Genomic DNA, 13,507 nt, shown 5'->3' with positions numbered 1-13,507 from the left:
GGCGCGATCCGGGGCGGCGCGGCGATGACCCGCCCGCTCGCCTCCGTCGATCCGGCTCCGGAGAAGGTGCTCATCGCCCTGCGCGCGGCGCTCGACGGCAGCGGTCCCGCGGTGCGGATCGCGGCTCCGGGAGTGGAGTCGGACCCGGATGCGGACGCGTCCGTCCCGCAGCGCGTCGCCGTGGTCGTCGAGACCTCCGGCTCGTCCGGCCCGCCCAAGCGCGTCGCGCTCGCCACCTCGGCGCTGCTGACCAGCGCCTCCGCCGCCCTCGCCGAGCTCGGCGGCCCCGGCCGCTGGCTGCTCTGCCTGCCGACGCACTACGTGGCGGGAGTGCAGGTGCTGGTCCGCTCGCTGACCGCCGACGTCGACCCGGTCGTGCTGCCGCCCGGCGGCTTCGACGCCGCCGCCTTCCTCGCCCTCGCCCGGACGATGCCCGCGGGGGAGCGGCGCTACTCCTCGCTGGTACCGGTGCAGCTCGCCCGGCTGCTCGACCTCGCGGAGAGCGTGCCCGCCGAGGCCGCGGTCCTCGCCTCCTTCGACGCGCTGCTGATCGGCGGCCAGTCGACCCCGCAGACGCTGCGCGACCGGGCCGCCGCGCTCGGCGTGCGGATCCGGCTCACCTACGGCTCGAGCGAGACCGCCGGCGGCTGCGTCTACGACGGCGTCCCGCTGCGCGACGTGCGGATGCGCGTCGTCGACGGCCAGGTCCTGCTCGGCGGCCCGACCCTCGCGGAGGGCTACCTCGACGCGGACGGCGGCCTCGACGCGGAGCGCAGCGCCACCGCCTTCGTCTCGCTCGACGGCGAGCGGTGGTACCGCACCGGTGACGCCGGCGTCGTCGAGGACGGCCGCCTGAGCGTCACCGGCCGCCTCGACCGCGTGATCGTCTCGGGCGGGGAGAAGATCTCGCTGGACGCGGTCGAGCGGGTGCTCCGCGACGGGCTCCTGCCCGACGCGGTCGTGGTGCGCCGCTCGGACGCGCAGTGGGGCGAGGTGCCGGTGGTCGCGACGACCGCGCCGGACGCCGACCTGGCGCGGGTGCGCTCCGAGGTGGTCGAGCGGCTGGGCCGAGCAGCCGGTCCGGCGGCGGTCCTGGCCCTCGCGGAGATCCCGCTGCTCGCCTCGGGGAAGCCCGACCGCCGCACCCTCGAGAGCCTCGCGGCGGACGGAGCGGTCTGAGCACAGGCCCGGACGGGGGCGGAGAACGACGCATCGCCCTGCGGCCGACGGCCCGGGACGGGCAGGGACCACTCGGTAGGATTCCCTCCGTGTCGAGTTCGAGTCGCAAGAAGAAGCCGTCGGCGAAGCCCCGGAGCGGACGACCCGGCGGCGACCCCCGCCGGGTCGTCGTGCAGCCCGCCGGCCCGCGCGAATGGATCGCCGGAGCCCGGCTGCGGACCCTCCCGCTCGCGATCGCCCCCGTCCTGATCGGCACCGGAGCGACGCAGGTCACGGACGAGGGCTGGCACTGGGTGCGCGCCCTGCTCTGCCTCGTCGTCTCGCTCGCCCTGCAGATCGGCGTCAACTACGCCAACGACTACTCCGACGGCATCCGCGGCACGGACGCGAACCGCGTCGGCCCCTCGCGGCTCACCGGGTCGGGTGCCGCCAAGCCGCGCGCGGTGCTCACCGTCGCGCTGGTCTTCTTCGGGATCGCGGGCGTCGCGGGCCTCGTGCTGACCTTCCTGTCCGGCTTCTGGTGGTTCCTGATCATCGGCGCCGCCGCGATCGCCGCCGCCTGGTTCTACACCGGCGGCCGGCGCCCCTACGGATACCTCGGCCTCGGCGAGCTCTTCGTCTTCGTCTTCTTCGGACTCGTCGCCACCGTCGGCACGACGTTCGTGCAGATCGGCCGCGCGAACCAGGAGTCCTGGCTCGGCGCCGTCGCCGCGGGCCTGTTCGCCTGCGCCGTGCTGATGGTCAACAACATCCGCGACATCCCGACGGACCGCCTCTCCGGCAAGCGGACCCTGGCGGTCGTCGTCGGCCCGACCATCGCGCGGGCGATGTACAGCGCCTTCGTGTTGGTGCCGTTCGGGATCGCGGTCGTGCTGGCGCTGTTCTACCCGCTCGCCTGGCTGACGCTCTTCGTCCTCCTGGCCGTCCTGCCGGCGATCCTCATCACCCTGACCGCGCGCACGGCCAAGGAGCTCATCCTCGCCCTGCAGCTCACCAGCCTCAGCGGCCTCGCCTACGCCGCGATCCTCGGCGCAGCCCTCGCCTTCTGACCCACCCGCATGCGCGTCGCGCGCATCCATCGCTGGTCGAGCAGCCCCGGAGGGGCGTATCGAGACCCACCGTCACCGAGCGGCGAGGCGAGCAGGCCGATCTCGCGGCGGGGTCAGGCGCCCGGGCGGCCGTCGCGGGCCGCGTCGACCGCGGCGTCCTCGATGTCGTCGTCGGTGGGCGTGCGGGGGACGTCCTTGCGGCGCTCGTAGATGGCCTCGGCGATCCGCTCGCGGGGCTTGCGCAGCACGATGTACGAGAGCGACATGCTCGCGATGGCGGCGACGAAGCCGGCCGTCACCGCCGCCGTCAGCTCGGAGTCGACGAAGGAGCGCGCCGGCAGGTACACCAGCACGAAGACGCCGGCGAACATGGCCAGACGCAGGAGCGAGTAGACGACGACCGCGCGGCTCAGTTTCACCGGGCAAGTGTACGTCGGCCCCCGCATGCGCGTCCGTGAGCACCCCGGGAGCTCCCTGTCCAGCATCCGTGCGCCCCGTTCCTTCGAGGACCCCGGACGTACACTGGACACCATGATCCGCCTGTTCATCGGCCTGCTCGTGGCCCTCGCCGTCTTCACGGTCTACACCGTGATCGACGTCGCCCTGAGCAATCGCCACTCGGTGCGCGCGATCCCGAAGTGGTCGTGGGTCCTCGTGGTCCTCCTGCTGCCGATCATCGGCGCGGGCCTCTGGTTCTGGATCGGCCGCCCTCGCAAGCAGCGCTCCGAGGGTCGGCGTTTCACGGCCCCGGACGACGACCCCGACTTCCTCGGCACCCTCCGCCGCGAGCGCGATCCGGAGAAGGAGCGTGAGCAGGCCGAGCGCATCGCCCAGCTCGAGCGCGACCTCGCCGATCTCGACGACTCCGGCGAGTCGGACGGCACCGGCCGTCGGGATGCCTGACGCGGCTCCGGTCGCCCCCTCCACCCGTTTCGCGGTCGACCTCCTCACCCGCTTCGTCGCGCTCGGCGTCCGCGACATCGTCGTCTCACCCGGCTCCCGCTCCCAGGCGCTCGCGCTCGTCGCGGCCGAGCTCGAGACCCGCGGACGCGTCCGTCTGCACGTCCGGATCGACGAGCGCTCCGCCGGATTCCTCGCCCTCGGCCTCGCACTCGAGACCGGTTCGCCCGCCGTCCTGATCACGACCTCCGGCACCGCGACCGCCAATCTGCACCCCGCCGTGCTCGAGGCCGACGCCTCCGACGTGCCGTTGATCGTGCTCACGGCGGACCGCCCCGGCGAGCTGCGCGGCATCCGCTTCAACCAGACCACCGACCAGGTCGAGCTGTTCGGCCGCGCCGTCCGCCTCTTCGAGGACGTCGCCGCCCCCGACGCGCAGACGCCGGCGGAGTCGGCCAGCGCCCTCGCCGACCGCGCGCACGCCGCGGCGCTCCGCCCGGGCGGCCCTGTGCACCTCAACCTGGCCTTCCGTGACCCGCTGTCCTCGCGCCTGCCCGCCTTCGAGGTGCCCGAGCCCGGATCCGCCGCACCGGCCCCGGACGAGGCCGCACTCGCCCCGGAGACGATCGCCGCCGGCCCGCTCGAGCCCCTCACCGTCGTCATCGCCGGCGACAAGGCCGGGGCCGAGGCCGAGGCGCTCGCCCGCACCGGCGACTGGCCGCTGCTCGCCGAGGTCTCCTCCGGGGCCCGCTTCGGTCCGCAGCTCGTCGTCGCCTGGCGACGCCTCCTCTCCGAGCCCGGGTTCGGCGGCCGCGTCCGCCGGGCGATCGTCCTCGGCCACCCGACCCTCTCCCGCGAGGTCCCGGAGCTGCTGCGCCGCGAGGACGTCGAGGTGATCGTCGTGGACCGCGGTCGCCGCGAGTTCTACAACCCCGGCCGCCGCGCCCGGAGCGTCCGCGATCTCGCCGTCGTCCGTCCCGAGGACTCGCCGCGGCCCGAGCGGTCGGAGCGCGCCTGGGCCGGCTCCTGGGTGTCGGCGAGCCGCGCGCTCCTGGCCGACGCCGACCCCGATGCGATCCCCGAGGCGCCCGACGGCGGCTCGATGTCGATCGAGGACCGCCGGGGCTACGCCCGGAACGCCCTGACCGCGATCCGCGCACCGCTCACCCGCGAGTTCGTCGTCGCCGCCGTCTGGCGCGTCACCTGGCCGCACGACCGCCTGCTCTTCGGCGCCTCCCGCCTCATCCGCGTCGCGGACGGCTCGCTGCCCGGCAAGCGGATCACCGTGCACTCCAACCGTGGGCTCGCCGGCATCGACGGCACGGTCTCGACCGCCCTCGGCATCGCCGTCGCCTCGCAGGCCGCCGACGCGGGCTCGGGCGGCGCCACCCGCGTCGTCCTCGGCGACCTCACGCTCCTGCACGAGGCGGGCGGACTGCTGCTCGCCCCGGGCGAGCGCCGCCCGCGCGTGCAGCTCGTGGTCGTGAACGACGGCGGCGGCACCATCTTCGACGGTCTCGAGGTCGCCACCAGCTCCGCTCCCGACGCCTTCGACCGCGTGCAGTTCACGCCGCAGACCGTCGACATCGCGTCCCTGGCGAAGGCCTACGGCTGGACGCACCGCCTCGTCGCCACCCGCGGCGAGCTGGAGCAGGCGCTCACCTCACCCGGCGAGGGCCCCGGAATCGTCGAGATCGCGCTCGAGCGCTGATCTCCCGCCCGGGCGTCCGAGGCCGTCAGCTCAGGGCGTCGAGGATCGGCCGGAACTTCATGCCGGTCTCCGCGAGCTCGGTGGCGGGGTCGCTGTCCGCGACGATGCCCGCACCGGCCCACGCGGTGACCGCGCCGTTGGGGGAGACCTGCGCGCTGCGCAGCCCCACGGCCCACTCGCCGTCGCCGTTGCCGTCGATCCAGCCCACCGGACCGGCGTAGCGGCCGCGGTCGAACGGCTCGAGCTCCTCCAGCAGGGCGAGCGCGCGGTCGGTCGGCGTGCCGGCGACGGCGGCGGTCGGATGCAGGGCGTGGACCAGGTCGAGCGCCGTCGAGGCGTCGTCGAGCGTCCCGCGGACGTCGGTCGCGAGGTGCCACAGATTCGGCAGCTTCAGAGCGAAGGGCTCCGGCGTGGTCGTGAGCGCGCCGGTGTGCGGCTGCAGCTCGCGGAGCAGGCTCGCGATGGCGAACGCGTGCTCGGAGCGGTCCTTCGGGCTCGCCAGGAGGGCGCGCACGATCGCGGCGTCCTCGTCCGCGTCGCCGCCGCGCGCGCTCGTGCCGGCGAGGACGCGCGCGGTGATCGCGCCGTGGTCGACCCCGACGAGCGTCTCGGGACTGGCGCCGAGGAAGCCGTCGACCGCGAAGGTCCAGCAGTCCGGGTAGCCGTTCGCGAGATCGCGGAGCAGCCGACGGCGGTCGGCGTCCCGGGGGAGCCGTCCCTGCAGGTCCCGGGCGAGGACGACCTTCTCGAGGGCGCCCGAGCGGATCGAGCCGACGGCCGACGCGACGGCGGCGCGATACGCGTCCGGCGTCATCGCACCGGGGAGGAGGGGGAGGCGGAACTCGTCGCCGAAGGGCAGCGGAGCGGGGACCGCCGTCGAGCCGGCCGTCTCGTCGGCCGTGCGGATGCGGGTCACCCACGATCGCCCGCCCCGAGAGCCGAGAACCACGCGGGGGACGATCAGGACGCTCTTCGCGCTCGACCGGCTGGAGAAGGCGAAGGCCCCGAAGGCCACCAGTCCGGTGCCCGGGACGCCGAGCGGATCCGCGACGACGGCCGCAGCCGACAGTTCGCGCCACGCAGCGGAGGCCTCGCGGATGCGATCCGGGCCGGAGAACTCCAGCCGCAGAGCCTCGCCGAGCCCGGCCAGTCCTGCGCCACCGCGCTGCCAGAGCAGCGGCTGCCGCGGATCGACGCGGGTGATCAGCTCGTGCGGGCCGTCGAGCGGAGTCGTCTCGGCATGGAGGGGAGGAGCCCCGGCCCCGGTCGATGTCACTGCTCCACAGTACGCCCGCGTCGGAAAGCGAGACGTTGTGCGCCGGGACCACCCTCGCCCGGGGGCCCGCTGCTACGGTTTCCTCGTCCGGGGCCGCCGCAGCTAGGCGGAGCAAGGCGGCCCCGGCACCTCCGCTCCGTCCCGCTCCCCGCGCGCGGTTCCGCCGGTCCGGCGCCGGTCGCCTGAGCGGATGTGCAAGGGCGGTGGATGCACAGCCGCCACTCCGCTCCTCGCCCTAGACTCGTTGATCGTGACAAAGGCAGACCTCACCAAGCGGCCCGACGAGGTCGCTGCCATGTTCGACACGGTGGCGCCCGCCTACGACCTGACGAACACCGTCCTGTCCGTCGGCAACGACCACCTCTGGCGGATCGCCACGACCCGCGCCGTCAACCCGGCGCCGGGCGAGCGGATCCTCGACGTCGCGGCCGGCACCGGCACCTCGAGCGCCTCGCTGGCGCGCTCCGGAGCGCAGGTCGTCGCCGCCGACTTCTCCCGCGGGATGATCTCGGTCGGCCGCCGCAGGCACGCCGAGAACGAGCTCATCGAGTTCGTCCTCGCCGACGCGATGAAGCTCCCCTTCGAGGACGACTCCTTCGACGCCGTCACCATCTCCTTCGGTCTGCGCAACGTCTCCGAGCCGCGGACGGCGCTCGCCGAGTTCTTCCGCGTCGTCAAGCCCGGCGGCCGCGTCGTGATCTGCGAGTTCTCGACCCCGCCGCTGAAGCCCCTCGCCGCCGCCTACGACTTCTACCTGTCGAAGGTCATGCCCGTGATCGTCGGCCTCGCCTCCTCCAACGACCCGGCCTACGACTACCTCGGCGACTCCATCCGCGCCTGGCCCGAGCAGAAGGTCGTCGCGGGCTGGCTCCGCGCGGCCGGCTTCGAGCGCGTCGCCTACCGCGACCTCACCGCCGGGATCGTGGCCCTGCACCGCGGGATCAAGCCGATCGCGGCGACCTGATGCGCGCCCAGGGGCCTGCCGGGCCGAGACGTTAGGGTTTGAGTGTGAACGCCAGTGCGCCCGTCGCCCGCCGCAGTCCGTCTCTGACGGCGCAGCTCGGCCTCTCCGAGCGCATCTTCTCGACCGCTCCGGACCGCGCTCTCGCGCGCGCGATCGACGACGGGCTGGAGCGGGTCGAGGCCGGCATGGTCCAGCAGCTGTCCTTCGCGGACGCGGTCGCCGACGTCTCGACGCGCTACCTGCTCGAGGCCGGCGGCAAGCGGGTGCGGCCGATGCTCACCCTGCTCACCGCGCAGCTCGGCCGGGGCAACACCCCCGAGGTGCTCAGCGCCGCGCAGGCCATCGAGATCACCCACCTCGGCTCGCTCTACCACGACGACGTGATGGACGAGGCGGAGAAGCGCCGCGGCGTGCCGTCGGCGCAGACCGTCTGGGGCAACAACGTCGCGATCCTCACCGGCGACCTGCTCTTCGCCCGAGCGAACCAGCTGATGACCGAGCTCGGCGAGCGCGCGATCCGGCTGCAGACCGACACCTTCGAGCGCCTCGTGCTCGGGCAGCTGCACGAGACCGTCGGCCCGGGCACCGGCGAGGACCCGGTCGAGCACTACCTCGGCGTCCTGGCCGACAAGACGGGCTCGCTGATCGCCGCCGCCGCCCGCACCGGCGTCGTCTTCTCCGAGGCGCCCGCGCCCTTCGAGGAGGCGGTGCGCGTCTTCGGCGAGAAGATCGGCGTCGCCTTCCAGATCGTCGACGACGTGATCGACCTCTCGCCGCAGCCGGAGGAGACCGGCAAGAACCCGGGCACCGACATCCGCGCCGGCGTCTCGACGCTGCCGATCCTGCGCCTGCGCGAGCGCGCCGCGTCCGACCGCGAGGCGGCCGTGCTGCTCGCCCGGATCGAGAGCTACGTCAGCCGCACGAACGACGCGATCGCGCACACCGACGAGCAGAGTGCGGACATCTCCGACGCCATCGCGCAGCTGCGCGACCACCCCGTGACGGCGCAGACCCTCGCCGAGGCCCACGCCTGGGCCGATGAGGCCGTCGACGCCCTCGCCCCGCTGCCCGACGGGCCGGTCCGCAAGGCGCTCACGCGCTTCGCCGACACGGTCGTCGACCGCAACGGCTGACCGAATCGTCGCGGCGCGCACGAGCGCCGCAGGAATGAGTCCGGAGACGCGCCTCGGCGCCCCGGCAGGAGGAATGCAATGACCAAGCTCAGGCTGGCCATCGTCGGCGCGGGTCCCGCGGGCATCTACGCCGCCGACCTCATGATCAAGGCCGAGAAGAAGTACGACGTCTCGATCGATCTGTTCGAGCACCTGCCGGCGCCCTACGGACTCGTCCGCTACGGCGTCGCGCCCGACCACCCGCGGATCAAGGGCATCATCACGGCGCTCCGCGAGGTGCTCGACCGCGGCGACATCCGCATCTTCGGCAACGTGCACTTCGGCACCGACATCACGCTCGAGGACCTCAAGCGGCACTACAACGCCGTGATCTTCTCGACCGGAGCGATCCGCGACGCCCCGCTCGACGTCCCCGGGGTCGAGCTGGAGGGCTCCTACGGCGCCGCTGACTTCGTCAGCTGGTTCGACGGCCACCCCGACGTGCCGCGCACCTGGCCGCTCGAGGCCTCCTCCGTCGCCGTGATCGGCAACGGCAACGTCGCGCTCGACGTCTCGCGGATGCTCGCGAAGCACGCCGAGGACCTGCTGCCCACGGAGGTGCCGCCGAACGTCTACGACGCGCTGGCCGCCTCGCCCGTCACCGACGTGCACGTCTTCGGCCGCCGCGGACCGGCGCAGGTGAAGTTCACCCCGCTCGAGCTGCGCGAGCTCGGCGAGCTGCGCGACGTCGACATGATCGTCGCCGACGAGGACTTCGTGCTCGACGCCGCCTCGCAGGCCGCCATCGAGACGAACAAGCAGGTCATGGTGATCAACCGGGTGCTGAACCAGTGGCGCACCCGCGAGGTCGGCTCGGCCTCGCGCCGCCTGCACCTGCACTTCTGGGCCAAGCCGCTCGAGCTCGTCGACGACGGCACCGGCCGCGTCTCGGCCATCCGCTACGAGCGCACCGAGCCCGACGGCGAGGGCGGCACCCGCGGCACCGGCGAGATCCGCGAGATCGCGGTCCAGGCCGTCTACCGCGCCGTCGGCTACTTCGGCTCCCCGCTGGACGGACTGCCGTTCGACGAGATGCGCGGCGTCATCCCGAACCGCGAGGGCCAGGTCCTCGACGACAACGACGAGCCCGTGCACGGCGTGTACGCCACCGGCTGGATCAAGCGCGGACCGGTCGGTCTCATCGGCCACACCAAGTCGGACGCGATGGAGACCGTCGGGCACGTGCTCAACGACCAGGCGTCCTGGTGGACCCCGGCCCACCCCGAGGAGTCGGCGGTCGTCGCCCTGCTCGAGGAGCGCGGCGTCGCCTACACCGACCTCGACGGCTGGCACCGCCTCGACGAGCACGAGCAGGCGCTCGGTGCTCCCCAGGGCCGTGTCCGCGTCAAGGTCGTTCCGCGCGAGGACATGATCTCGATCTCGCGCGGCGAGACCGTCTCGAGCTGACGCCGCGCGCCGACGCCGTTCGTCCCCGATGCCGTGGGACGGCGGCGTCGGCGGGACGGCGGACGTCGGTCTCGGTTCTCGGCCGGCAGCCGGGAGCCGGCCGGCGCTCAGGCGGGAAGGTGCCCCGCGCCAGGCTGTGACGCAGGCGTGCGGCCGTTTCTCAGGAACCCCTACCGTGCCTGGGATGAGAACCAGGTCGCGCCCGGGCAGCACCCGTCGATTCCTGCGAGTGAGGGCGGCGGCCCTGGTCGCGATGACGCTCCTGACCGGCCTGGCAGTGCCGGTCGCCGAGGCGGCGCCGCTGCCTCCGCCCGACGCCGGGCACGCCGCGCCCGCGGTTCCGGGTCCTGCGCACCGGGTGGACGTCAGCGACCCCGGCGCGGCCGGTCTCACGCAGCGCCAGCCGCGATCGGACAGCCTCTACCGGGTCGTCGAGGTCGCCCCCGGGATCGGGGTGACCGACAGGGTGTCGCCCGAGGAGGCCTTCGATCTGCATCCGGACGGGACGGTCCTCTCGGAGGACAGGTTCCAGCTGTTCGCGGACCGGATCTCGGGCATCGTCGAGCAGATCCGGAGGACCCCGACGGGGGACGCCGCTCTCAAGGCGATCCCGCATCTGCTCGCACCGACGGCGAAGAGCGTCTGGACCGTACCGCAGGCGGAGGGCGAGTCGCCTCCCTCGAGGGTGCAGATCGTGTTCGCCGAGGGGGCCAGTGCGGACGAGGCAGACAACCGCCAAGTGCCTCTCGGCCGTGACGTCGAGGGCGGCGGGAGCCTGATCACCCTGGGCAGGGCGACCTGGTACGACGAGGACGCCACCGGTCGGGCCTACATCGATCCGTCCACCGATGACGCGCGCATGCTGACGCCCGAGCAGACGGTCGAGCACGAGCTGATGCACGCGATCGCCGACCTCGGTGAGGCGATACCCGCGAGAGGGCGCGTGCAGGTCCCGACCCCTGCCTGGAGCACCTGGCCGATCGCGGGTGATCCGGACGCGTCGGTCGAGATCGGCGTCGAGCTCGACGAGATCTTCACTCACGGAGGACCGCGCGGGCTGACGGCGGCCCGGTCGATGCTGCTGTCGCCGGGGCCGAACGGCGCGCCACCGCAGTTCACGCCGGAGGAGTTCCCGTCCATCTCGATCGATCCGTGGTTCCTGCGGGCGCACGGACGGGCGATGGACAGGTACGCCGCCGCGGACACTCCCGCGTCCGAGCGGGAGGGATGGCTGCGAGCCGCTGCCGCCCGGCTGAGCATGGCGATGAACCCGCCGAGGGAGACCACCTTCGTTCGGGAGAGCGGGCTGCCGGGGCGGGCCGAGTACCACCCCAGCGGATTCGTCGTGGGCGACTTGGCCAGTACCCTGATCCGCATCTCGGTCACCGGCGGCCAGGAGCCGTGGAAGGCTGCGGACCTGCGTCAGCGGGCCGACGTCGTCCCGTCGCGAGGGACGTGGGAGAGGCCGATCCTGGTCCTCCCCCCTCAGGTCGCCCCGAGTCGGGCGACGGAGCCCGATGGGTCGTCCGAGTCCTCCTCGGGCGACGAGTCCGACTCCTCGGGCCACACGTCCGACTCCTCGGACGAGACGGACCGGCTGTCGGAGTCCGGCTCGTCGGACGGGGGATCGAGTCGGTCCACCACTCCCGACCGGGCAGGGGGCGACCCGGAGTCCGCGCCGCGTGTCAGGTGCTCGTCGTGCGGGGGCGCGGTGGGTCGCGGGTTGTCGGCGGAGGAGGCGGCGGCCTTCAAGGCGCGGGTGGCGGCGGAGGTGGGGTCGGCGTTCGAGGGTCCGCGGGCGGTGCAGCGGCGGGTGCTGGCGGATCCGGTGGGGGATGCGATCCGGCAGGTGCATGGTCCGGGGTTGGCGTCGGGGGTGTGGGCGCGGTATCCGAGGGTCGTGTCGGGGTTGGAGCGGGCGTCGTTCCGGTTCTTGGCGGGGTCGGACTCGTTGAGCGCGGCGGGGATCGGGCTGGATGTTCTGGGGTTGGTGCAGGGGGATGTGAGTGCGTTGTCGATCACGAACACGACGGCGGACATCGTGACGACGATCGCGCCGATGCTGGGGTCGCGGATCGCGACGACGGTCGGTGGTGCGGGGGCGGTGGTCGGGTTCATCACGTCGACGATCGCGTTCAGTCAGGGTGGCAGTGAGACGGATTACATCTTCTCGATGGCGGGGATGCTCACGGCTGCGATGCCGGAGCTGGCGCCGTTCATGATCCTGTACACGGCGGCGTCGATCTGGTCGCGCACCTCGCCCGTGGAGGGCGCGATGGATGCGGGTCAGCAGATGGCGGTGGCGTTCAAGGACTGGGCGCTGCCGTCGCTGGAGAAGCAGGCGGGCGCGATGGCCGATGCGATGCGCGATGCGGTCTCGGACCGGATGGACGAGGCCCGCTACCGCGCCGACTACCTCCAGACGAAGGTGGATCTGGAGCAGTTGAGCGCGGGGGATGACCTGACGACGGGTGGTGGACCCTCTGGCGGTCAGGAGCAGAAGCGGCTGATCCGGGTGGCGACGGATCAGGAGCTCGCCCGGATCGCTGAGGCGGGGGTGCTCAGTCTTGATCAGGGGTTGGATGCTCTGCTGGACGTGTACAACAACGGTGCCGTGTTCACCGAGTTCCGCAAGAAGTGGGCGGACACGATGAACGAGAACGGTGGCGTGTCGATCAACGGCTTCAAGCACCACGTGGACCTCGACGCGCTGCCCACGACCAATCCGACGCCGGTGCACGTGGACGAGTTCACGACTCCGCTGGGCTCGATCCGGACGACGATGCAGAGCCGCTACCGGCACGCACTCGATGGCCTGCCGTTGTGGGCGCCGTCGAAGAACGCGTTCGCGACGCCGATGGTGACCGAGGAGAAGGTGCTCTCCACGGTCGAGAAGGTGCAGCGCGACTGGGGCTTCACCGCACCCTCAGCGAGCGCGCCGGCAGACGGCGTGACTTCGTTCACCGGGACGGGAACCCCGGGCTCGTTCGTGCAGATCTGGAACCCGATCACGCACGCCCTGGTCTGCGGGGCGACGAAGGTCAACACCGTCGGCCTCTGGGTCTGCCGCAACGAGAAGGGCTTCCAGGAGCCGGGCATCAACTCGACGTACGAGCTGCACTCCTCGACCTCCGACACGGGCGGATTCGCGAGCACCGGCAAGACCGTCACGGTCACCACCACGGGCAAGCCCAAGCCCGAGCCCGTCGTGGAGTGGGGACCCGACCTCCGCGTCGAGGGCCGCACCGTGATCGGCACCGTCACCGCGGGCGCGGTCGTGCAGCTGCAGACCATGCCCCAGGACAGCATCGACGCCGACAGGAACGGTCTGCCCGTCTCCGATCCGGTCACCGCGGCGGACGGGCACTTCACCCTCACCGCGAGACCCGACGCGCCCGGCGGCAGCACCCGCCTGGTCGCGTCGTTCAAGGACCACACCATCGCCGAGCGCATCGTCCTGGACGGCGGACCGACCGTCCCGGCCCGGATCCCGGAGAGCGTCGAGGACTCGCCCCTCCGCATCCTCCACCTCACCGCGACCGGCATCGAGGGCGCAGTCCCCGCCGGTCAGAAGCTCCAGCTCCGCCTCGGCGAGGACCCCGCCCGGCCCACGATCGAGACCGACGGCACCGGCAGCTTCCGCCTCACCTTCGACCGACCGCTGCCGAACCCCCAGACCATCACCCTCCGCACCTGGCCCGCCGACAAGCCCTGGCAGCAGAGCACCCGCACTGTCGTCTGGACCGGGGACCCACAGCAGCCGTCCGCCGTGCCGGACGTCCGCGTGCACTAGCCGGGCGTGCACCGCGCGACCGGCAGCAGGTCGCGCCGACCGGGCCGCTTCCGCGT

General features: G+C 72.9%; 10 protein-coding genes. 8 read left to right on the top strand and 2 right to left on the bottom strand.

Going from position 1 to position 13,507, the window contains the following annotated elements; all coding sequences use genetic code 11:
- Positions 1-24: 24 nt before the first annotated feature.
- Positions 25-1,179 carry an AMP-binding protein gene (locus EDF22_RS13225; protein ID WP_123705341.1) on the top strand — a complete coding sequence of 385 codons (1,155 nt, stop codon included), beginning with the start codon at positions 25-27 and terminating at the stop codon, positions 1,177-1,179.
- Positions 1,180-1,268: 89 nt separating this feature from the next.
- Positions 1,269-2,228: a 1,4-dihydroxy-2-naphthoate polyprenyltransferase gene (locus EDF22_RS13220; RefSeq protein WP_372487876.1), complete on the top strand. Its 960-nt coding sequence runs from the start codon at positions 1,269-1,271 to the stop codon at positions 2,226-2,228.
- A 113-nt stretch (positions 2,229-2,341) separates the two neighbouring features.
- Here EDF22_RS13220 and EDF22_RS13215 read toward each other — a convergent pair whose 3' ends face one another.
- Positions 2,342-2,647, bottom strand: coding sequence for a DUF4229 domain-containing protein (locus EDF22_RS13215; RefSeq protein ID WP_159422135.1), 306 nt, complete (start codon positions 2,645-2,647; stop codon positions 2,342-2,344).
- 112 nt (positions 2,648-2,759) lie between these two features.
- On the opposite strand from EDF22_RS13215, the gene EDF22_RS13210 reads away from it, so the two are divergent.
- The gene (locus EDF22_RS13210) at positions 2,760-3,131 is read left to right on the top strand and encodes a PLD nuclease N-terminal domain-containing protein (RefSeq protein WP_123447864.1); all 372 of its coding nucleotides are present in this window, start codon (positions 2,760-2,762) and stop codon (positions 3,129-3,131) included.
- The gene (menD, locus tag EDF22_RS13205; protein WP_123705339.1) at positions 3,124-4,839 is read left to right on the top strand and encodes a 2-succinyl-5-enolpyruvyl-6-hydroxy-3-cyclohexene-1-carboxylic-acid synthase; all 1,716 of its coding nucleotides are present in this window, start codon (positions 3,124-3,126) and stop codon (positions 4,837-4,839) included. Before EDF22_RS13210 ends, menD begins: the two co-directional genes overlap by 8 nt.
- A gap of 25 nt (positions 4,840-4,864) precedes the next feature.
- Here menD and EDF22_RS13200 read toward each other — a convergent pair whose 3' ends face one another.
- Complete coding sequence (locus EDF22_RS13200) at positions 4,865-6,115, bottom strand: isochorismate synthase MenF (RefSeq protein ID WP_123705338.1); 1,251 nt, start codon at positions 6,113-6,115, stop codon at positions 4,865-4,867.
- A 250-nt stretch (positions 6,116-6,365) separates the two neighbouring features.
- Here EDF22_RS13200 and ubiE point away from each other — a divergent pair, with 250 nt between their 5' ends.
- From ubiE to EDF22_RS13180, 4 genes are all read left to right on the top strand, one after another.
- Entirely contained in the window at positions 6,366-7,079 is a 714-nt protein-coding gene (gene ubiE, locus EDF22_RS13195) for a bifunctional demethylmenaquinone methyltransferase/2-methoxy-6-polyprenyl-1,4-benzoquinol methylase UbiE (protein ID WP_123705614.1), read from the top strand.
- 44 nt (positions 7,080-7,123) lie between these two features.
- Positions 7,124-8,212, top strand: a complete 1,089-nt coding sequence (locus EDF22_RS13190; protein WP_123705337.1) for a polyprenyl synthetase family protein — start codon at positions 7,124-7,126, stop codon at positions 8,210-8,212.
- Between the two features lie 78 nt (positions 8,213-8,290).
- On the top strand, positions 8,291-9,658 hold the full coding sequence (locus EDF22_RS13185; protein WP_123705336.1) for an FAD-dependent oxidoreductase: 1,368 nt from the start codon (positions 8,291-8,293) through the stop codon (positions 9,656-9,658).
- Positions 9,659-9,842: 184 nt separating this feature from the next.
- A complete protein-coding gene (locus EDF22_RS13180) occupies positions 9,843-13,451 on the top strand; it encodes a hypothetical protein (RefSeq protein WP_148059189.1) in 3,609 nt (1,202 codons plus the stop codon).
- The last annotated feature ends 56 nt before the right edge of the window (positions 13,452-13,507 follow it).

It is taken from the genome of Rathayibacter sp. PhB127 (assembly GCF_003751665.1).
In the GTDB taxonomy this organism is placed as follows: Bacteria; Actinomycetota; Actinomycetes; order Actinomycetales; family Microbacteriaceae; genus Rathayibacter; species Rathayibacter festucae.
Note: the sequence above shows the minus strand (reverse complement) of the source record. Positions and strands in the feature narration are given on the sequence as shown.

What these genes read in the sequence shown, in the direction of transcription:
- EDF22_RS13225 (WP_123705341.1), top strand. Translation starts at nt 25, where the DNA reads ATGACCCGCCCGCTCGCCTCCGTCGATCCGGCTCCGGAGAAGGTGCTC.
- EDF22_RS13210 (WP_123447864.1), top strand. Translation starts at nt 2,760, where the DNA reads ATGATCCGCCTGTTCATCGGCCTGCTCGTGGCCCTCGCCGTCTTCACG.
- menD (WP_123705339.1), top strand. Translation starts at nt 3,124, where the DNA reads ATGCCTGACGCGGCTCCGGTCGCCCCCTCCACCCGTTTCGCGGTCGAC.
- EDF22_RS13185 (WP_123705336.1), top strand. Translation starts at nt 8,291, where the DNA reads ATGACCAAGCTCAGGCTGGCCATCGTCGGCGCGGGTCCCGCGGGCATC.
- EDF22_RS13180 (WP_148059189.1), top strand. Translation starts at nt 9,843, where the DNA reads ATGAGAACCAGGTCGCGCCCGGGCAGCACCCGTCGATTCCTGCGAGTG.